This window comes from Kitasatospora cystarginea, assembly GCF_039533515.1.
Taxonomy (GTDB): Bacteria; Actinomycetota; Actinomycetes; order Streptomycetales; family Streptomycetaceae; genus Kitasatospora; species Kitasatospora cystarginea.
Map to the genome: position 1 here is coordinate 24,555 of NZ_BAAATR010000042.1, position 20,546 is coordinate 45,100.

The following is a 20,546-nucleotide window of genomic DNA, read 5'->3' on the forward strand; positions in this document are numbered from 1 at the left end:
CCCGGTGGGCATCACGCGTAGTTGCGCAGTTCGGGCCAGGTCGTGCCCCAGGGGCGGACGGGGTCGGTGCAGATATAGACGTGACCGCCCGATTCGATGTTGTGCACGCCGTCGGGGTTGGTGAGGGTGGCAGCTACGCGGACGTTCCGGAAGTACTGGCGCAGGTGGGCTTCATACCCGGGGGCGTAGTCGGGGCCGGGGGCAATGGCCATCACGGTGGTGGCGTTCGGGTTGCCGGGGCCCCACCACCAGTCGGTGTTCTGGGAGCTCACTGCGGTGGGCAGCCCGGCGGTGCGGCCCAGTTCGTTGATGGCGCCGGCCTCGCTGTAGTCCGCTGCGAAGATCACCGCGTTCGCGCGCTGCTCGGCGGGCAGCCCGGTCCACACCTGCCGCACGGTGCCGACCAGTTGGGGCCAGCCCTGGGTCTCCCCCGAGATCGGGCTGGTGCCGTACGTCCAGGCCACGCCGGAGGCCGGCAGCACCGGCAGCACGACCACGGCGGACAGCGCGGCCGAGACGGCGGTTGCGATCACCAGGCCGCACAACCGCTCCGGTCGGGCGTACAGCCACCTGTCGAGGTCGACCGCGCCGGCCGCCAGCAGGCACACGTACAGCCCGGCCAGGTAGTACACCTGCGCTCCGGTCGTCACGGCGAACAGGACGAACAACGCCGCGTACGCGATCACCAGAGCACGCCACAGCGGCTGACCGGACCGCCACAGGAACCGCAGGCCCGCCATCCACAGCAGGGTCATCGCCAGGCAGGACATGCCGAGCTGCCCCATGAGCCAGGTGAGGATGTTGCCCGGGCCGCCGTGCTCGCCGTTCAGCGCCCGCGTCATCTCGAACATGGCCCAGCCGTGGTGCGCCTGCCACCACAGGTCGGGCAGCACGAGCAGCGAGGCGATCACCGCACCCGCGAGCAGTCGGCGGTCGGACACGGTCCGGCGGGCAGGGCCGAGCAGCACCGCAGCCAGCAGGACGGCTGCGAAGATCGCCGCAAGGTGGTTGAACTCCGCGCCGAGGCCGACCAGCACCCCTGCGGCGAGCCACCACCGGGTGTCGCCGGTGCGGCCGATCCGCACGACCACGAACGCGATCGCCGCCCACGCCAGCAGTTCGTAAGACGTCGTGTTGGCAACGTGCGCACTGCCAAGCAGCACGGGCATGGTGCCCGTCGCGATCGCCGCGAGCAGCTGCGCCCGCCGCGCGCCGCCGAACTCCCGCGCGGTCAGGGCGCCCACGACCACTGTGCCCGCGGCGGCCAGCGCCGGCCACAGCCGCAGGCCCACCGCCGAAACCCCGAAGAGCGACAGCGAGACCCGGGCCATCAGCGGCGCGAGCACCGGCTGGTCCACGTAACTCGCCTGGAGGTGCCGGGCGCAGTCGAGGAAGTACAGCTCGTCACGGTGGAATCCGTAACGCTGGGACAGCGCCATCAGCACGGCGAATACCACCCCCGCGACGGCGAACACCCGCCGGGCCAGCGGTGCTATCCGCTCGCCGTCCTGCCCGTCCTGCGCCGCGCGCCCCACGTCCACCATCTCTGCCGCGCTCATATGGTCATCCGTCGGATCGTGGCGAAGCCGCCGGCGAGCAGGACAGCGACGGCGACGGCGAGGACGCCGGTGAGGCCGGTGGCGGTGACGGTGCCGAGGTAGTGGCCGATGCCCGTCCAGCCGTGTGCCCACGTCGCGACGAGCGTAGCGAGGGCCAGCGCGCCGAGTTGTGCCGCGCCGAACGCCGTGGTGCCGGGCAGTCCGGCGCGGCGGTAGACCAGGCCGTACCACATCCCGTAGACGAACATGAGGACGAACATTGTCGTCGCCGTGAGCCACGACAGGTACCAGGGGCCGTCGAGGAGGTGGGGGACGCGGAAGTAGGCCATGTTGATGCCCCATCCGCCGGTCGCGCGTTCGAGGATCTGGCCGATCACGACGACGAGTCCGAAGCCCACGGACAGGGCGAGGGCCAGTGCGGTGGCGCCGAGGAAGTAGGTGCGTCGGCTCACCCCGAGGGTGAGGGCGAACGGCAGCGCGCGGGCAACCGACTGCGCGCCCACGACGAGCATGACGAGCGGGACCGCGACCAGGCCGCCGACCCAGCGGTGGTCACTGTGACCGGCCGGGATGAGCCGCAGGATCACCACGTCGAGGACGAAGCCGAAGGCCGCCCATGCCCAGGGCAGTACGAGGTAGGTGACGCGGTCGAGGAGCAGGTAGCGGACGACGGTGACAATCGGGGTGGAACGCATCAGGGTGTCCTCGTTGCCATGAGCTCGGCTCGGTCGTGGTGCTCGGCCGCATAGGCCGCGAGCTGCTGGAGGGTGACCTGATCCAGGCGAAGACACAGGTGGTCGGCGAGTTCGCGGTCGCGGTCGTCGAGCCGGCCGACCATCACCGCCGTGGTCTGCGCGCCCATCGTGCGCCGGTTGAGCGTCGTGCGGCCGGCGACGAGCCGCTCCACGCTGCCGGCCTGGCCGGTGACGGTCGTGGCGGTGCCGCGCAGGTCGTCGGCGGGCGCGTCGAGGACGAGCCGGCCGTGGTCGAGGACCAGGACCCGGTCCAGGAGGTCGGCGGCCTCGTCGATGAGGTGGGTCGAGAGCACGATGCACCGCGGGTGGGCGGTGTAGTCGGCGAGCAGCTGGTCGTAGAAGAGCGTGCGGGCGACCCCGTCCAGGCCCGCGTACGGCTCGTCGAACAGGGTGAATTCGGCGCGGGCGGCCAGCCCGATGGTGATGCCGAGGGCGGTCCGCATGCCGCGCGACAGCTTCTTGATCGGCCGGGCCGGCGGCAGCTCGTAGGCGTCCAGCAGCGTGCCGGCCAGGTCGGCGTCCCAGTTCGGGTACATCAGCGACGCCGCTGTGACCGCGTGCCGAACCCGCAGATCGGGGTAGGTCTGGTCCTCCCGTATGAGGATCAGCCGGCGCAGGACCGCGTCGTTCTCCAGCGGCTCGGCCCCGAACACGCGCACGCGGCCGGCGGTGGCGAACTCCTGACCTGCCAGGATGCGCAGCAGCGTGCTCTTCCCGGCACCGTTGCGGCCCAGCAGTCCGGTGATGGACGGTGTGTCGATCTCGAAGGTGACATCGGTCAGCGCCTGGTGGTCGCGGTAGCGGCGCTTGAGGCCGGCCACCGATATCGCCGGGGTCACGCCTTCACCCCCGTCGTCACCTCGGTCGAGGTCAGTTCCTCGCGCACCAGCCCGAGCAGTTCGTCAAGACCGATCCCGAGCCGTGCCGCCTCGACCACCAGCGGCCGCAGGTAGCGGTCGGCGAAGCGGCGTCGCCGCTCGTGCACCAGCCGCTCCCGCGCGCCTTTCGCGACGAACATGCCGACGCCCCGCCGCTTCTCCACCAGGCCCTGCTCCGCGAGCACGGTGAGGCTGCGCGCCGCCGTGGCCGGGTTGACCCGGTAGAACGCCGCGATCTCGTTAGTGGATGCGACCCGCTCTCCCTCACCCACCGTTCCGTCGGCGATCTGGTTCGCCAGCTCGGCGGCAATCTGGGCAAAGATCGGGCCGTCGCCATCAGACAGTGACATCATGCCTCCATTGCTCTACTGGTTACCTACCTTACTCATGAACCAACATGGTAGCGTGATCGTACGGATGATGATGACGAACAGTCACTTCACGTCTCGCCATTCGCGGCGCGGCGGCCGCATACGCCGAGCACCGCCCGGACATGGGACGGTCTCGGTACCATCGCCGACCTGGGCTTCGCCGGACTCGACGATGGCGCTCCCGATGCCGACCCGGCGGTGATCACCAGCTACAAGGCGGCCCGGAACCGACCCCTGACCCGTGGTCAGAAGCTTTTTGTAGACCAGATTGGCCATGCCGCTCCCCGTGTCGGTGGTCGCATCGCATCCGGCCGTAGCTGTCACCAAACCCTGTCGTCATCCGCCATCGGATCCGATTGGATGCGCGCCCCGAAAACTCCGGGTTCATTGGACGCCCGTCGTATCTGTCGTCATTCGAACGTTTGACGACAGGCAGCGTGCGGCAGCCGGAGCAGCGGAAGGGCGTTGACCGCGGGATGTGCGGGTACGAGATGCCGCTGCGGCGAGACGGTCGGTCGCGAGTGACGTAGGTGAGGGTTTTCTGCTGTCAACGTGAGCGCCGCCAGCGGGTCCGCCCCGATCGTCGGTCGCCGATCAGGGCTGGATGTTCTCCAGGTCCTCCAGAAGGCTGGGGTGCTTCGGCTCCCAGCCGAGCGCCTGCCGGGTGCGGGTGCTGGACGAGGGCTGGTCGGCCTTGAAGATCGGGCCGAGCGGGCCGTAGGTCTCCTCCGGCACCGACTCGACCGGCAGGCCCAGCCGTCGGCCGATGACGGCCGCGATGTCCCGTACCTTGTCCCCCTCGTCGGCCACGGCGTGCCAGACGGTACCGGCCTCCGCCTGCTCCAGGGCGAGCCGGAAGAGAACGGCCGCGTCGAGCGCGTGGACGGCGGGCCAGCGCTGTGTGCCGTCACCGGGGTAGCCGGAGATCCTGCTCTGGCGTGCGATGTTGGTCAGCAGACCGGCGAACCCGCCCGCGCCCTCGTTGTGAACCGTGCGCGGCATGCGTACGGACGTGCTCCGGACCCCGCGGGAGGCCAGGCCCAGGACCGCCGTGACCGTGCGACTGCGGCCGCCGACCGGCCCGTCGGTCGGCACCGGGTCGGCCTCGGTGGAGGCACGGCCCGGCACCCAGGGCGTACCCGAGACGGTGACCAAGGGGCGGTCGCTGCCGACGAGCTCCTCGCCGAGGGTGGTGAGGGCGGCGGTCTCCTCGGCGACGTTCTGGGCGAGGGCTTCGGGGCTGCTGAAGTCGTTGCCGAAGGCCAGGTGGATCACCCCGTCGGCCTGGGCGGCGCCGGAGCGCAGGACGTCCAGATCGGCGAGGCCTCCCCGCAGCGGCTCGGCGCCGGCTGCCTCGGCGGCCTGTGCGGAGGCGTCGGAGCGGGCGAGCGCGAGGACGGTGTGGCCGTTGCCGAGGAGTTCGGCGACGACGGCGGAACCGATCAGACCGGTGCCGCCGGTGACAAAGATGCGCATGGAAACCCTCCCAGAAGTGATGGGACTCTTGTCCCATCACCCTAGCAGGGTGACGGGACAAGAGTCCCATCGCATATGCTGAACCCATGGGTCGATGGGAACCAGGTGCGCGTGAACGCCTCGTCGTGGCTGCGGTCGACCTGTTCACGGAGCAGGGGTATGACGCCACGACGGTCGCGCAGATCGCCGAGCGTGCCGGGGTCACCAAGAGCACCTTCTTCCGGCACTTCCCCGACAAGCGCGAGCTGCTGGTCGCCGGGCAGGAGACGCTGAGCCGGCTGCTGACCGAGGGGATCGCCGACGCGCCCGGTAACGCCAGCCCGCTTGAGGCAGTCGCTGCCGGTCTCGAGCGCGCCTCGACCGCGATGGGCCCCAGGAGTCGCGAGCTCGCCCCCCGCCTGAAGGCGGCCGTCGCCGCCAGCGCCGAGCTTCAAGAGCGTGACGCCCTCAAGACCGTCAGTCTCGCGGCCGCGATGACAACCGCCCTGGTCGCCCGCGGCGTACCCGATCCGACTGCGGCTCTCGCGGGCGAGCTGGGCGTCCTCGCTTTCAAACGGGGGTACGCCGAATGGGCCGAGGACGACCGTGGCGCCGAGGACGAGCTCGCCGGGTACACCCTGGCGGCCCTCGACGAACTGCGTGCGGCGAGCGCATCGCTGGGCTGACCGGACGAGCATCGTCCAGCGCTGGTGCGGTGGACGAGAAGCAGACCTCGCAGCTCTTCGAGCTCGCTGGCCTGATCTTGGCAGTGGGCCGCCATATCCAGGCGTCCAAGGAGGCCGCAGCCGAGTCCGGAACGCCTCTGCAAGGAGCCGTGACGCGTTTCATCGACCGGCACCCGGGCGCTACGGGGCCCACGAAGGCCGTGTACAGGAACGCCCCGCGACCGCACCGTGACTATGGAGGCGCGCAGGTCGTTGGTGGTGCCGAGACCCCCCTGGTACCCGTCGCAAGCGGACGCACTCCTCGCGTGCGACTTCTTCGAAACGGTCACCCTGTCCGGAGCCCGGCTGCACGTGCTCGCGGTCATCGAGCACACCAGCCGCCGTATCCGGATCCTGGGCGCCACGGACAGGCGTCCGGCGGGGCGCGGTCGGCTCCAGCGGTCCCGCACGGAGCGGGGTGTGGCGCCGCTTGCGAGCCAGCCGGAGCACGTAGCCGGTCGGCGCGCTCGGGTGTGCGACGGTGGAGTGTCCAGGCAGGCCGCCCCACGAGCCGGGCATGAAGAAACATGACCGCAGTGGGTGCGGCGTGGCTCGTGAGCGCCGCGCGTCCTCGAATCACCACCCCTGCAAGAGCCGCAACCAACGACGTTTGACCTCGGAGATCGCCAGCGTCGGTCAAATTTCGGTGAGACGGGTGATCACCGGCCGGGTGCGGCGTCCTCCGGGGCGGTGGTCAGGCGGGTGTGGACGTCGGTGGCGGCTTCGCGGGTGACCGGGTCGGGGTCGTCCAGGTGGGCGGCGATCAGTTCGGCGGCCGCGGTCGGCACCGGCGCCGGGATGGTGGCGGTGCGCAGGTGGAGCATCCGGGCGGCGGCGCTCGTCCGGGGTGGTGGCCGGGTGGGCGGGTGGGGATCAGGGAGTGCGGCCGCGGCTGGGAGCTGGTCACTGCCCTGTTCTCCCGGCTCCGGCCAGGCCCTGGTGCCACATCAGATTCTGGTGGCCCGGCCGGCGGCGACCGCCTCCTTCAGTGCCTCGGCGGCTGCACGCCGACCGACCCTGGCCGGCTTCGGTCGGGCGGGCGCGGTCTCTCTCTTCCGAAAAGCGTGCGCATCGCACGCATTGCTGCTACGGTGACAGGGATGCGTGCGCAGTGCACGCATTTCTGGAAGGACCGCCGTTCTGGCGTCCCGGTAACCCCGAGGAGTGAGGCTTGATGCTGAATCCGCTCGACGATCCCCAGGGTCGGTTCGTCGTGGTGACGAACGATGACGGTCACCATGCGCTCTGGCCGGAGTTCTCCGTCGTACCCGCCGGATGGGCCCTCGTGCACGGGCCGTCGGACCGGTCTTCGTGCCTCGACTACGTCAACGGGCACTGGACGGACATGCGGCCGCTCAGTCTCGTGACGCAGATGGCGGCGGACTGTTGACCACCGCTGCCGGGCAGGCCGGTCCCTCCCTCCCGGACGCGGCCGGACGAAGGACCGCCGCGCAGACGCGCCTGGACTCCGTGTCGCCGGCGAAGCGCGCGCTTCTGGCGAAGCGCCTGGCAGGCCGCGGAGCAGGCTCCGGCGCCGCCGCGGCGCCCACGGCCGGGGCGACTTCCCCCGCGCTCTCCGCCGCTCAGCGGCGCGGGCCGCTCAGCTTCCCCGAAGAGCGCTTCTGGATCGCGTACACCTTCGAGGAACAGTCGTCCGCATATCACGTGCCGGTCACCCTACACCTCAAGGGAGAGCTGTCCGTGCCCGCCCTCACGGAGGCACTGCGGACCCTGACCGCCCGGCACAGCATCCTGCGCACCCGCTATCCGATCGGCCCCGAAGGCGAACCGACCGCCGTGGTCGGCGACCCCGAGCCCGTCGAGCTGCCGCTCCGGGACGTGGCGGGCCACCCGTGGGAACTGCTCGACCGTGCCACCACCGCGCCGTTTGACCTGGAGCTGGACGCGCCGATCCGTCCCCTGCTGCTGCGGCTCTCCGATGACGAGCACTACCTGCACATCACGCTGCACCACATCGCCACGGACGCCTGGGCGACCAACATCCTGCTGCAGGAGCTGACGACCGCGTACACCGCGCACGCCCGCGGCGAGCGGCCCACGCTTCCCGAACTCACCGTCCAGTACCGCGACCACGCACACTGGCAGCGCGCCCAGGCCGAGCGGTTCGCCCGGCAGCTGGCGTACTGGCAGGAAACGCTCGACGGCGCGCCGCGGGACCTGGGGTTACCCACCGACCGACCCAGGCCGCCGGAGCACCGGCCCCTGGTCCCGGGCCGCTGCTTCACCGCCGCGATCCCGGCAGAGCCGGCCGTCCAGCTGACCCGGAGCACCGGGACCACCCTGTTCATGGTGCTGCTCGCGGCGTACTCGGCGGTCCTCGGCCGCCGCGCGGGCCGCCAGGACGTGGTGGTCGGCACACCGGTGGCGGGCCGACCCGATCCCGCGGTCGATCCGTTGATCGGATGCTTCATCAACACGCTCGCGATGCGGACGGACCTGTCCGGCGACCCCACCGTCGCCGGGCTGCTCTCCTGCGTACGGGAGCGAACGCTCCATGCCTACGAGAACCAGGACGTGCCGTTCCAGCAGGTCATCGAACACGTGGGCAGGCGGACCGACGGCCGCAAGGCCTTGTTCCAGGCCTGGCTGGCCCTGCAGAACGTGCCCGACGCGCCGCTGGAGATGGCCGGCCTCGAGGTCGAGGAGACGCCCGACGTCGTCGAGGCGACGAAGTTCGACCTCACCTTCCATCTCCTCCCGGCGGCGGACCGGCTCGAACTCCGCGTCGAGTACGACAGCTCGCTCTTCGACGAGGTGACGGTGCGCGGCCTGGTTGAGGAGTTCAGCGCTTGGCTCACGACCGCCGCGGCGGATCCGGACCGGCGGCTTTCCGAGATCGCACCCCCCGCTTCCGATCTGGAGGTTCCCCCGTGTCCGTGTCCGTGACCGCCGAGCCGGGCTCCCTGTTCCGGCACCGAGGTTTCTTCCTGCTGTGGTCCAGCCAGTCCGTGTCGTTCCTCGGGACGCAGATCACCTATGTGGCGCTTCCCCTGACCGCGGTGCTGGTCCTGAACGCGACGCCCATGGAATCCGGCCTGATGGGGGCGCTCGAGAAGCTTCCCTTCCTCCTGTTCGGGCTCTTCGTCGGCGTATTCGTGGACCGCCGGGCCCGACGGCCGATCCTCGTCTGGACCAACGCCGTCCGGTTCGCCGCGCTGACCTGGATCCCGGTCGCCTATCTGCTGGACATGCTGACCATGGGGCAGTTGTTCCTGGTCGTCTTCGTCGTCGGCACGATGACCGTCTTCTTCGAGATCGCCTATCCGTCCTACGTCCCCGGCCTGGTCGGCCGCGAACGGCTGATGGAGGCGAACAGCAAGCTCCAGGTCTCGGAGTCGGTCGCGGAGGTCGCCGGACCCGGCACCGCGGGTGTGCTGATCAGCGCGCTGAGCGCGCCGGTGGTGATCGTCCTGGACGCCGTGAGCTACGCCGTCTCCGCCCTGGCCCTCGCCAAGCTGCCCGCGGACGCGGCTCCCCGCACCGCCGAGGACACCGACCGGAAGGCGCCCTCGGTGTGGACGTCGGTGCGTGAGGGCTTCAGCGTCATCAAGCAGCACGCCGTACTGCGCTGGTGCACCGTGGCAGCCGTCTTTACGAGCCTCTCCTTCAGTGCCGTGATGGCGGTGTACTTCCTCTTCCTCATCAGGGAGGCCGAGGTCGGAGCGGCCGCGATCGGCGTGATCACGGCCGTCGGCAGCGCCGGTGCCCTGTGCGGTGCGCTGGTCGCCGACCGGTTGACCCTCCGCTGGGGTGTCGGCCCGACGCTGGTCCTGTCCCTGGTCTTCCCGGCGCTGGGCTACCTCGTCCTCGCGGGCGTGCACGGGAGCTCCTTCTGGGCGGTCGCGACCGCGGCGGTCGCAAGCTTCATCGCCCTCTTCGGCATCCCTGTCTTCGACGTGACGGTCATCAGCTACCGGCAGGCGGTGACCCCCGACCACCTGCTGGGGCGGGTCAACGCCACGGTGCGCACCTTCGCCTGGGGCGCCCTCTCGATCGGCTCGCTGCTCGGAGGCGCGCTCGGCACGGCCCTGGGCCTCCGACAGGCCGTCCTGGTGTCGGCGATCGGCCTGCTCGTGCCGTCCCTGATCCTCTTCCTCTCCCCGGCTCGCCGCGTGCGCCGGCTGGACGAGGCCGCACAGGCCGCGGCCGAGCCGAAGGCCCCCGAGCCGTCCCTCCCCCTCAACCTGTGAGGACCATCATGACCACAACGTCTCCCACGAGTGTCCGGGGCATCCGCCGTCGGGTCGCCGTGTCCGGAACGCAGGAACTCGTGTCCGTCAGCCACGACCCGCACTCCGTCATCTCCGTGATCGAGCCCACCGCGCCCTCGGTCGACCTCGCCCACTGGGTGCGCGGCAACCGCTCCCGCGTGGAGGAACTGCTGGGCGAGCGCGGCGCGGTGCTCTTCCGGGGCTTCCCCGTGTCAGGGGCCGCGGACTTCCACGCCGTCGTCAAGGAGTGGTCCCCCCAACTGCTCAACTACACCTACGGATCCACGCCGCGCAGCCGCTCGGACGTGTCCGGTGTGTACACGTCCACCGAGTACCCCGCCGACCAGACCATTCCGCAGCACAACGAGATGGCCTACGCACGGATCTGGCCGACGTACCTGTGGTTCTACTGCGACCAGGCCGCCGCCGCGGGCGGTGCGACCCCGCTGGCGGACAGCCGCCGGGTCGCGGCCCGCCTGGACCGGTCGCTGCTGGACGAGTTCGCCCGGCGGGGCGTGCGCTACGTACGCAACTACGGGACCGGGTTCGACCTGAGCTGGCAGCAGGCATTCGAGACCGAGGACCGTGCCGAGGTCGAGGCTCTCTGCCGGGCCCAGGGCATCGAGTTCACCTGGTACGGGGACGACCGGCTCCGCACCTCACAGATCTGCCAGGCCGTGATCGGGCACCCGGTGACCGGGGCGGAGATCTGGTTCAACCAGGCGCACCTCTTCCACACCTCCGCCCTGCCCGCGGAGGTGAGCGCCGAACTGCTGGAAGGCGACCCCGCGGACATCCCGCGGCAGGTCTACTACGGCGACGGTGAGTCCATCGAGGACGCCGTTCTCGACGAGGTACGCGCGGCCTTCGCCGCCGAGACGGTGCGCGAGCCCTGGCAGGAGGGCGACGTCCTGCTCATCGACAACATGCTCGTCTCGCACGGGCGGGACCCGTACGAGGGCCCGCGCCGGGTCCTCGTGGCGATGACCGACGAGCACAACGGCCGTCACGACGAATGTGCGGGGGAATGAGAATGACCGCGGTCGAACCCGAGCAGATCGAGGGTTACGAGCTCTCGCCCCAGCAGCAGGCGGTGTACCTGCGGCAGGGCGCCGACCACCGGGCCGAGCACGGCGTGCGCTGTGCGTCGACGATCGCCCCGAGCCTGCTGGCCGGGCGGATGGAAGCACTGGTCGCGCAGTACGAGATCCTGCGCACCCGGTACGTCACCCTGCCCGGGCTGCGTATGCCCGTCCAGGTGGTCGACGCGGCGGGACCGGTCGACGTGGCGCCGGGTCCGTTCGGCAGCACGCTGCTGCGGGCCGGCGAGCTCACGGTGGAACACACCGACAGCCCGGACGGCAGCCTGCTCCGCCTCGGTCTGCCGCGGCTGAGCGTGGACCGTACGACCTGGAGCGTGATCACCGGTCTCCTGCTCGGCGAGTCCCCCCAGGACGCCGACGCGCAGGCCGGCGAGGAGCGGCTCCAGTACACCGACGTCACCGGCTGGCTCGCCGACGAGATCGACCCGTCGGGCACCGCAGAGGAGACGGAGGAGACGGCCGGGACGCGGACCGCGCTCCCGTTCCTCGCGCCGGCCCGCCTGTGGAACCCCGACGCCGAGCCCGAGACGCTGTCCCTGACGGTCGAGGGCCCCGCGCTCCGGCGGCTGCGGACCGCCGCCCGTGACCTGGACGTCGACGAGGCCGCACTGCTGCTCGCCGCGTGGTGCTCCCTGTACGCGCGCTACACCCACCACAGCGACGACCGGGTCGTGGTGGTCACGGACGGGCGTTCCGCGGACGGGCTGAGCGGCATGCCCGGTCTGCTCGAGCGCCCGGTGGTCACGCGGCCGACGCTCGATCCGGAGGAGTCGTTCGCCCGCGCCGCGCGCGCCGCGGCCGACGCCCTGCGGGACGCCGCTGCGAGGCAGTACCGGTGCGACCCGCGGAGCGCCGCCCGGGGCGCCGGGGACGGCGCCGCCAGCCCCGTGCTCTCCTTCCGCCATCATCGGGACCCCTGGGCCGCGGCCACCGAACCGGGACGCCTCGACAGGCCGGAGACGCCCGGCACGCTCCATCTGGACTGCACCGAGGGCCCGGAGCGCCTGTTCCTGACCTTCGCGGGCACCGGCGCGCGGATCGCGGCCGACGACCTGGCACCGCTTGCCGAGGCGTACGAGCAGCTTCTCGCCGACGCCCTGGCCGACCCCGAGCGGGCCGCGGGCACGCTGCGTCTGGTCGCCGCCGCACCGGCCGCGCCCCCGGCCGAACTCCCCGGCGAGGGGGAGACGGTGCTGGAGCGCTTCCTCCGGCAGGCCCGGCGCACGCCCGACCGGGCCGCCGTCCGCAGCGGCGACGAGACGCTGACCTACCGTGAACTGGCCCATCGGGCCGAGGCCGTCGGCGCCCTGCTGCGGACCCGGGGCGTGCGGCCCGGCGACCGGGTGCCCCTGCTGGCCCCGGCCTCGGCGGACACGCTGGCCGCCATGATCGGCACCTGGCTCGCCGGGGCCGCGTTCGCGCCCGTCGATCCCGGGTGGCCCACGGAGCGCGTCGAGACGGTGGTGGGCCAGCTCGGCTCCGCACCGGTCCTCGTCCCCCGGGCCGCCGCGGGTGTCACGCTCTCCGTCCCGTCGCTGCCCCTGCCGGACCCGGACGGCCTGCCCGCCGACCTCACGTCCGGCCCCGCCGACGCCGGGGGCGCCGCGTACGTGATCTTCACCTCGGGGACCTCGGGGCGGCCGAAGGGCGTCGTCGTCGGCCACCGCCAGCTGGCCCACTACGCCGAGGCGGCTCTGCACCGGTTCGGGCTGCCGGACGGCGCCGGGTTCGCGGCCGTGTCCACCCTGGCCGCGGACCTCTCCTACACGGCCCTGTTCCCCACGCTCGCCGCCGGCGGCTGCGTCCACCTCTTCGACACCGACGTCGCCACCAGCCCGCGGGTGCTCGCCGAGCGGCTGCGGACCGACCCGGTGACCGCGATGAAGCTCGTGCCCTCGCACCTCTCGGTGCTGCTGGCCGAGGCCGACGACCCGCGGGAACTGCTCCCGAAGGAGGTGCTGGTGCTCGGCGGCGAGCCGCTGCCGCGCGGGCTGCACGACCGGCTACGTGAACTCGCCCCGGAACTGCGGGTGTTCAACCACTACGGGCCCACCGAGACCACCATCGGCGCTTCCTGCCTGCCGCTGGAGGCGCCGGTCGACGAGCGGTGCTCCTCGGTGCCGGTGGGTACCGGCCTCGGGCGGAACATCCTGACCGTCGCCGACCCCGAGGGCCGGCCGCTGCCGCCGTGGTGTCCCGGTGAGGTGCTGATCAGCGGCCCCGGCGTCGCCCTCGGCTACCTGTCCGAACTGGACGAAGGACGCGAGGGCTTCGGCTGGCCGGTCGACGGGGGAACGTACCGTTCGGGCGATGTCGGCCGACTGGTGCCTGGTGCGGGCGTCGAGATCGTCGGCCGCCTCGACGACCAGGTCAAGCTGCGCGGGTACCGGCTGCAGCTCGGCGAGGTCGAGGCGCTTCTGCACCGGCAGCCCGGCGTGCGCGCCGCGGCCGTGGTCGCGCGCACCGACGAGAACGGCCTGGTGTCCCACCTCGACGCCTATGTGGTGGCAACCGGTGACGAGAGCGCCCCGTCGCCCGGCGATCTGCGGACGGCGCTCGGCGGCGAGCTCCCCGCGGCCCTGGTCCCGACCGGCTGGCAGGTCCTGGAACGCCTGCCGCTGACCAGCAACGGCAAACTCGACCGCAAAGCCCTGACGCCCGTGGAGGCGCAGCGCACCCGGGCCGGTCGCCCGCGCGACTCGGTCGAGCAGCGGCTCCTCGTCCTGTGGTCCGAGGTCCTGGGCGTGGACGGCATCTCGCCCGAGGACGACTTCTTCGAGCTCGGCGGGCACTCGCTGCGCGCCATCAAGCTGATCTCCCGTACCAACGCCGCCTTCGGCTGCAGGCTTCCGATGTCCTCGATCTTCAGCGCGCGGACCGTCGCCGCCATGGCCGGACTCGTGCGAGGCAGCGCGGGACAGGACTCCAACCTGGTGCCCCTGCGGCACGCCCAGGGCGCCGCCCCGGTCTTCTGCATCCACCCGGGCGGCGGAAGCACCCTCAGCTACTGGGAACTCGCTCGCCTGCTGCCGGCCGACCGGCCCGTGCACGGCGTCGAGTCCTGGGGCCTGCACGGCAGGCCGCCGCAGCAGGACTTCCACGAGATGGCCGCGGACTACGCCGACGCGATCGCCGCGGCCTGTGCCGAGCCGCCGGTGATCATCGGCTGGTGCTACGGCGGACTGATGGCGCTTCAGACGGCCCGGGCGCTTCGCCTCAAGGGGCGTGAGGTGGCCCGTCTGGTGATCGTCGACTGCCCCGCCCCCGGATACGACGAGGAGGACGAGGCAGGCGAGGAGGTACAGCCGCTGACCGAGGAGGTCCTCGTCGGCCGCTTCGCCTGGCACTACGAGCTGGACCTGCCCGCCCAGCTGCCCTCGGGACCCGCGGCGTACGCGCTGCTGCTGGATGCCATGCGGAGCAACGGCCATCTGCCGCCGACCGCGGGAGAGGACGAGCTGCGCGCGCTGTTCGACGTCTACGCCTCGAACATGACCGCTCTGGAACGCCTTTCCGAGGACACGGACCCGAACACCCGGACTCCCGACTACCCCGTTCTGCTCGTCCGGGCCGAGCCTGCGGGCACCCCGAGGGACGAGGACCGCACCTGGGGCTGGCGTGCCCTGGTCGGGCCCGGCCTCGCGTTCGCCTCCGTCGACGCGGACCACCACGGCATCATGCGCGCGCCCGCGGTCGGCGATCTCGCCGACCTGGTCGGGCGGGCCATCGAGGAGCCCACGGCCCAGAAGCGGGTGACCCGTGACTGAACGTCAGCAGGACGTCGCCGGGCCGCCCGCACTCCGTCTGCCGGCGGACCGGGTGGCCCCCGCCGCGCAAAGTCGCGGCACCGAGTCCCTCACGTTCACCCTGGGGCCGGCCACGGCCCGGCGCCTCGACGAGCTGAGCCGGGAGCACGGGGTGAGCCGCTTCCTGACGCTCCTGGCCGCCTTCCAGCTCGTCCTGGGCCGGTACGCCGGGGTGCGGGACGTCGCCATCGACGTCGGCGTCGCCGCTGATCCGCGGATGCCACGGGACGCCCACGCGGACCCGGGCACTCGGGCGGTCAGGGCACGCTGGGAGGACGGTCAGAGCTTCGCGGAGTTCCTGCGACACGTGCATAAGCACGGCGCGCAGGCCCTCGAGGCGTCAAACACCCCGGACCAGGTGCCGCTGTTCCGGACCGAGGACCTGTCCGTGGCCTGGGAGGCGGCGCCGGCCGAAGGCTCGGGGCCGGGCGCGCTGCGCGGTACGGCGCGGTACGACGGCGACCTGCTCGACCGCGCCACGGTCGCGCGGATGACGACGCACTACGTGACCCTGCTGGAATCCGCGCTGGCCTCGCCCGAGGAGCGTGTCGCGGACCTGGCGCACACCACCCCGGAGGAGCGCGCCCTGCTGGCCGCGTGGGGAATCGAAGGGGGCGCGGCCCGCGCCGACAGCGTCGTGGCCGCCTTCCAGGCCCGCGCCGAGGCCGCTCCGGACGCCGTCGCGCTGGTCTACGGCGACGAAACCGTCACCTACGCGCGGCTCCGGGAGCACGCGACGCACGTGGCGCACCGGCTCGTCGAGCGAGGCGTCGGGCCGGAGAGCGTGGTCGGCCTCGCCATGGAGCGGTCGGCGTCGCTCGTCGTCGCCATGCTGGGCGTCCTCACCGCGGGCGCCGCCTATCTGCCGCTGGACCCAGGACACCCGGAGGCGCGGCTGGCCTACATGGTCGAGGACAGCGGGGCGTACCTCGTGCTGGCCGACCGGGACGTCACCCTCGCCGGCGACGTGCCGGTCCTGCGGACCGACGAGCTGGGCGCGCCGCCTGCGGAACTCTCCTTGACCACGGGGGAGCTGCCCGCGGTGCGCCCGGAGCAGCAGGCGTGCGTGCTCTACACCTCCGGGTCCACCGGTCGTCCCAAAGGCGTCGCGATCACCCATCGCGGGATCGTGCGCCTGGTCTGCGACGCGGGCTACCTCGGCTTCGGGCCCTCCGACGTCGTGGCGCAGGTGGCCAACACCTCTTTCGACGCGGCCACCTGGGAGGTCTGGGGCGCGCTGGTGAACGGTGCCCGGCTGGTCGGGATCAGCAAGGACGAGGCGCTCACGCCCGACCTGCTGCGCGCCCGTGTCGATGAGCACGGGGTCACCGCCATGCTGCTCACCACCGCGCTCTTCCACCGGTGCGTGGACACCGCCCCAGCCATGTTCGCCCCGCTGCGCACCCTCTTCTTCGGCGGCGAGGCGGCGGACCCGCGGCGCGTGGCGGCCCTGCGCGCGGTCGTGCCCGGGCTGCGGCTGGTGAACGCGTACGGCCCCACCGAGGGCACCACCATCGCCAGCACGTACGACATCGTGGACACGGCGCCGGACGCGGCCCGCGTCCCCATCGGGCGGCCCATCGCCGACACCCGCCTGCACGTGCTCGACCGGAGCGGCCGGGAGGCCGGCATCGGCGTGCCCGGCGAACTGCACATGGGCGGCGCGGGCCTCGCGCGCGGCTACGTCGGGCGGCCCGACCTGACCGCGGAGCGGTTCGTGCCGAGCCCGTTCGGCGTGGGTGAGCGCCTGTACCGCACCGGCGACGTGGTGCGCTGGCGCGAGGACGGCGTGCTCGAGTACCTGGGCCGCGCCGACACACAGGTGAAGATCCGGGGCGTGCGCATCGAGCCCGACGAGATCGCGAACGTGCTCTCCACGCACCCGGACGTGCGGGCGGCCGTCGTCGACGTGCAGGGTGCGGACGGCTCCGAGCGCCTCGTCGCATACGTCGTCCCCCCGGGCGAGCGCCGGGCCGCGCCGCGCGAGCTGCGCGCGTACCTCGCGGCTCGGCTGCCCGAGGCGATGGTGCCCGCGCGGTTCGTCACGCTGCCCGAACTGCCGATCACCCCTAACGGCAAGCTGGACCGACGCGCCCTGCCCGCGCCGTCGGACGATGACGGCGTCCTGGCCGAGACGTACGTCGCGCCGCGTGGAGCAACTGAGGAACTTGTCGCGCGGGTCTGGGGCGACCTCCTGGGAGTCCCGAAGCTCTCCGCCTACGACGACTTCTTCGCGCTCGGCGGACACTCGCTCCTCGCGACGCAGGCCGTGGCACGCGTGGCGGCACGGCTCGGCGTGGAACTCGGCGTCCGCGCCGTCTTCGAGGCACCGACCGTCGAAGGGTTCGCCGCGCGAGCCGCCGCGGCCCGCCGTGGGGACGCCCACCTGGCCGTCGTCTCCACCGGCGGCGGTCCGCACGCCCTGTCCTTCGCCCAGCAGCGCCTGTGGTTCCTGGACCGGCTCGCTCCGGGCAGCCCGCTCTACAACGTGCCGCTGGTGCTCTCCGTCGACGGACCGCTCGACGTGGCCGCGCTCGGCGAGGGCGTCCAGGGGCTCGTGCGGCGCCACGCCTCGCTGCGCACCCGCCTTGTGGCGGACGGGGACGAGCCGCTCCAGGTTGTCGACGCGGACGCGGACGTGCCCGTGCGCGTCGAGGACCTGGGGCACCTGCCGGCGGCGGAGCGCGAGCGCGCGGCGGACGACCTCGCGCGGAGCGAGGCGGAACGCCCCTTCGACCTGGCCCGGGGGCCGTTGGTCCGGGTCCGTCTGCTGCGGCTGGCCGAGGAGCGGCACCTGCTGCTGCTCACCCTGCACCACGCCGTCTCCGACGGATGGTCGGTGGGCGTCCTCGTCCGCGACCTCGGCGCGCTGTACGCGGCGGCGCGGGGCGGCACGGCCGCGTCGCTGCCGCCCCTTCCGGCCCAGTACGCGGACTACGCGGCGTGGCAGCGCCGGTTCCTCGACGCCGGTGCGCGCGACGAGCAGGCCGCCTACTGGAAGGACCGCCTGGCGGGGGCGTCCGCCTGCCTGGAACTGCCGACCGACCGCCCGCGTCCCCCCGCCCCCCGGTACTCGGGGGAGGCGTTCGCGCTGCGGCTCGCTCCCGGGCTCACCGAGCGCCTGGGCGAGGTGAGCCGGGCGCACGGGGTGACCCGCTTCATGACGCTCCTCGCCGTGTTCCAGCTGGTCCTGGGCCGGTACGCGGGGGCACGGGACGTCAGCGTCGGCACACCGGTGTCGGGGCGTACCCGGCCGGAGTTCGAGGAGCTCGTCGGCTTCTTCGTGAACACGCTGGTGTTGCGCACCTGCTGGGAGGACGGCCTCACGTTCGCGGAGTTCCTCGCCCGGGTGCGGGAGACCACGCTGGGCGCCTACGAGCACCAGGACCTGCCGTTCGAGCAGGTCGTCGAGGCGGCACGGCCGCCGCGCGACCCGAGCCGGACGCCGCTGTTCCAGGTGATGCTGGCGATGCAGAACGCGCCGGCGGGCACCAGCGCGCTGCCCGGCCTGACGGTGTCCCTGCGCGAAGGCGCGGGCCGGGTCGCCAAGTTCGACCTGACCGTGGTGTGGGAGGAGGCGTCGCTGGACTCCGGCGAGCTGTGCGGCTCGGTGGAGTACGACGTCGATCTCTTCGACCGGGCGACGGTCGAGCGGATGATGCGGCACTACCTCACCCTCCTCGACTCCGCGCTCGCCACGCCCGACGCCCGCCTGACCGACCTGGAGATGATCGACGCCGAGGAACTCACCGCCCTGGTCGGGCCGGTGGCCGAGGCTCCGGCGCGTCGGGCCGTCACGCTGCACGGGCTCGTCGACGCCGCGGCCACCCGCGCGCCGGAGCACCCGGCGCTGGTCCACGGCAACCGGTCGATGGACTACGCGGAGCTGCGGGAACGCTCGGACGCCGTGTGCGCGCGCCTGCGCGCGCGGGGGGTGGGCGCGGGCGACACCGTCGTCGTACGGATGGACCGCTGCCTGGAGTGGCCCGTCGCGCTTCTCGGTGTGCTCAAGGCGGGCGCCGCGTACGTCCCGGTCGACCTGGGCACCCCGCCGGAGCGCCTCGGCCACGTGCTGCGCGACGCGCGGGCCGCCCTGGTCCTCGGATCACGTGCGGACGGCGCGCCGTCCTACCCGGAGGTGCCCTTCGTCGCCGTCGAGGACGCCTTTGAGCACGGGGCCGGCCTGCCCGCCGGTGAGCACGCCGCGTGCCCCGCGGCGACCGCGTACGTCCTGTACACGTCCGGTACGACCGGCCGCCCGAAGGGCGTGTGCGTCAGCCACGCGAACCTCGTGCACACGCTGGAGGCGGTCGCCGAGCGGTACGGGCTGGGCGCGGAGGACCGGGTCCTGCAGTTCGCGTCGCTCACCTTCGATGTGGCGGCGGAGGAGCTCTTCGCGAGCCTCGTCCGCGGCGCGACCGTCGTCCTGCTGCCGGCGGGGCCCGTGCCGGGCATCGACGAACTGATGTCCCTGGCCCGGCACGAACGCCTGTCGGTGCTGAACCTGCCCGGGTCGTACTGGCACGAGTGGGTGTCCGCCCTGGACCGGCACCCGCCGACGGCATGCCGGACGCTGCGCCTCGTCGTCGTCGGCAGCGAACGCGTCGACGGCGGCAAGCTCGCCGAGTGGCAGGCCGCCGTGCCTGCGCACATCCGCCTCCTCAACGCCTACGGTCCGACCGAGACGACCATCACGGCGACCGTCCACGAGCCGCCCGTCGCCCCACCGCCGGGCCGGGCGGCGGGCGGCACCGTCCCCATCGGCAGGCCGCTGCCCGGCGTCCGCGCCTACGTGCTCGACGATGCGCTGCGGCCCGTACCGCAGGGCGTCCCGGGCGACCTGTACCTCGCGGGTCCCGGCGTCTCGCACGGCTACCTCGGCGACCCCGGGCGGACCGCCGGGTCCTTCCTGCCCGACCCCTGGGGGCGGCCCGGCGAGCGCATGTACGCGACCCGGGATCGCGCGCGCCGCGGCCCCGGCGGCGAACTGGAGTTCCTCGGCCGCACGGACGACCAGATCAAGCTGCGCGGCTTCCGCATCGAACTCGGCGAGATCGAGGCCGCCCTCGCCGCGCACCCGCGGGTACGGGACGCGGCGGCGGTGCTGCGCGAGGACACGCCCGGCCGGCCGCTGCTCGTGGGGTACGTGGCCCTGGCCGGCGCCACGTCGGAGGCGGAGCTGCGCACGCACCTGGAGCAGCGTCTGCCGGGCTACATGGTGCCCGCCGTGGTCGTCACGCTCGACCGGCTCCCGCGCAATGAGCGTGGCAAGACCGACCGCCGTGCGCTGCCGCTCCCCCTGCGCTCGGAGCGGACGCCCACGTCACCGGACGCACCCACGGGCGACATCGAGCGCGTCGTCGCGGACGTCTGGCGCGAGGTCCTCGCCACCGAACGCGTCGGCGTGGACGACAACTTCTTCGAACTGGGCGGCCACTCCCTCCTCGTCGTGCGGGTGCAGTCGCGGCTGACCGAGACGCTCGGCAGAGCGGTGCCGGTGGTCGACCTGTTCCAGTACCCGACCGTGCGCGCCCTCGCCCGGCACCTCGCCGCGGGCGACGGGCCCACGGCGGCCACGGGAGCCGAGGGGCGCCGCCGCGCCGCCGCCCGCCGGCAGCTGCAGGGCGCGCGAACGGCGCGGACCAGGAGGCACACGAGATGA

At 72.7% G+C, this 20,546-nt stretch carries 14 protein-coding genes and 1 pseudogene; 8 read left to right on the plus strand and 7 right to left on the minus strand.

Features of this window, described 5'->3' with window-relative positions; translation table 11 throughout:
- Nucleotides 1–11 precede the first annotated feature (11 nt).
- The 6 genes from ABD369_RS32750 to ABD369_RS32775 form a co-directional block, all read right to left on the minus strand.
- Nucleotides 12–1,559, minus strand: a complete 1,548-nt coding sequence (locus ABD369_RS32750) for an ArnT family glycosyltransferase (RefSeq protein ID WP_344640247.1) — start codon at nucleotides 1,557–1,559, stop codon at nucleotides 12–14.
- Nucleotides 1,556–2,254 carry a hypothetical protein gene (locus ABD369_RS32755; protein ID WP_344640248.1) on the minus strand — a complete coding sequence of 233 codons (699 nt, stop codon included), beginning with the start codon at nucleotides 2,252–2,254 and terminating at the stop codon, nucleotides 1,556–1,558. The genes ABD369_RS32750 and ABD369_RS32755 overlap by 4 nt, the downstream gene beginning before the upstream one ends.
- Nucleotides 2,254–3,153, minus strand: coding sequence for an ABC transporter ATP-binding protein (locus ABD369_RS32760; RefSeq protein WP_344640249.1), 900 nt, complete (start codon nucleotides 3,151–3,153; stop codon nucleotides 2,254–2,256). Before ABD369_RS32760 ends, ABD369_RS32755 begins: the two co-directional genes overlap by 1 nt.
- Nucleotides 3,150–3,542, minus strand: a complete 393-nt coding sequence (locus ABD369_RS32765; RefSeq protein WP_344640250.1) for a GntR family transcriptional regulator — start codon at nucleotides 3,540–3,542, stop codon at nucleotides 3,150–3,152. The genes ABD369_RS32760 and ABD369_RS32765 overlap by 4 nt, the downstream gene beginning before the upstream one ends.
- An 84-nt stretch (nucleotides 3,543–3,626) precedes the next feature.
- Nucleotides 3,627–3,839 carry a hypothetical protein gene (locus tag ABD369_RS32770; protein WP_344640251.1) on the minus strand — a complete coding sequence of 71 codons (213 nt, stop codon included), beginning with the start codon at nucleotides 3,837–3,839 and terminating at the stop codon, nucleotides 3,627–3,629.
- 318 nt (nucleotides 3,840–4,157) lie between these two features.
- Nucleotides 4,158–5,039 carry an SDR family oxidoreductase gene (locus tag ABD369_RS32775; RefSeq protein ID WP_344640252.1) on the minus strand — a complete coding sequence of 294 codons (882 nt, stop codon included), beginning with the start codon at nucleotides 5,037–5,039 and terminating at the stop codon, nucleotides 4,158–4,160.
- 86 nt (nucleotides 5,040–5,125) lie between these two features.
- Between ABD369_RS32775 and ABD369_RS32780 the strand changes: the two genes are divergently transcribed.
- The gene (locus ABD369_RS32780; RefSeq protein ID WP_344640253.1) at nucleotides 5,126–5,704 is read left to right on the plus strand and encodes a TetR/AcrR family transcriptional regulator; all 579 of its coding nucleotides are present in this window, start codon (nucleotides 5,126–5,128) and stop codon (nucleotides 5,702–5,704) included.
- 282 nt (nucleotides 5,705–5,986) lie between these two features.
- Nucleotides 5,987–6,109: pseudogene (locus tag ABD369_RS32785) on the plus strand (integrase); the annotation flags it as partial.
- Between the two features lie 293 nt (nucleotides 6,110–6,402).
- Here the strand turns inward: ABD369_RS32785 and ABD369_RS32790 are convergent.
- Entirely contained in the window at nucleotides 6,403–6,567 is a 165-nt protein-coding gene (locus ABD369_RS32790; protein ID WP_344640254.1) for a hypothetical protein, read from the minus strand.
- Nucleotides 6,568–6,917: 350 nt separating this feature from the next.
- Here ABD369_RS32790 and ABD369_RS32795 point away from each other — a divergent pair, with 350 nt between their 5' ends.
- The 6 genes from ABD369_RS32795 to ABD369_RS32820 are packed head-to-tail and all read left to right on the plus strand — an operon-like array spanning nucleotide 6,918 to nucleotide 20,546.
- Nucleotides 6,918–7,133: an MbtH family protein gene (locus ABD369_RS32795; RefSeq protein WP_344640255.1), complete on the plus strand. Its 216-nt coding sequence runs from the start codon at nucleotides 6,918–6,920 to the stop codon at nucleotides 7,131–7,133.
- Nucleotides 7,130–8,650, plus strand: a complete 1,521-nt coding sequence (locus tag ABD369_RS32800) for a condensation domain-containing protein (RefSeq protein WP_344640256.1) — start codon at nucleotides 7,130–7,132, stop codon at nucleotides 8,648–8,650. The genes ABD369_RS32795 and ABD369_RS32800 overlap by 4 nt, the downstream gene beginning before the upstream one ends.
- On the plus strand, nucleotides 8,635–9,954 hold the full coding sequence (locus tag ABD369_RS32805) for an MFS transporter (RefSeq protein ID WP_344640257.1): 1,320 nt from the start codon (nucleotides 8,635–8,637) through the stop codon (nucleotides 9,952–9,954). Before ABD369_RS32800 ends, ABD369_RS32805 begins: the two co-directional genes overlap by 16 nt.
- 8 nt (nucleotides 9,955–9,962) lie before the next feature.
- Complete coding sequence (locus tag ABD369_RS32810; RefSeq protein WP_344640258.1) at nucleotides 9,963–11,006, plus strand: TauD/TfdA family dioxygenase; 1,044 nt, start codon at nucleotides 9,963–9,965, stop codon at nucleotides 11,004–11,006.
- A gap of 2 nt (nucleotides 11,007–11,008) precedes the next feature.
- Complete coding sequence (locus tag ABD369_RS32815) at nucleotides 11,009–14,845, plus strand: amino acid adenylation domain-containing protein (protein WP_344640259.1); 3,837 nt, start codon at nucleotides 11,009–11,011, stop codon at nucleotides 14,843–14,845.
- Nucleotides 14,838–20,546 carry an amino acid adenylation domain-containing protein gene (locus tag ABD369_RS32820; RefSeq protein ID WP_344640260.1) on the plus strand — a complete coding sequence of 1,903 codons (5,709 nt, stop codon included), beginning with the start codon at nucleotides 14,838–14,840 and terminating at the stop codon, nucleotides 20,544–20,546. The genes ABD369_RS32815 and ABD369_RS32820 overlap by 8 nt, the downstream gene beginning before the upstream one ends.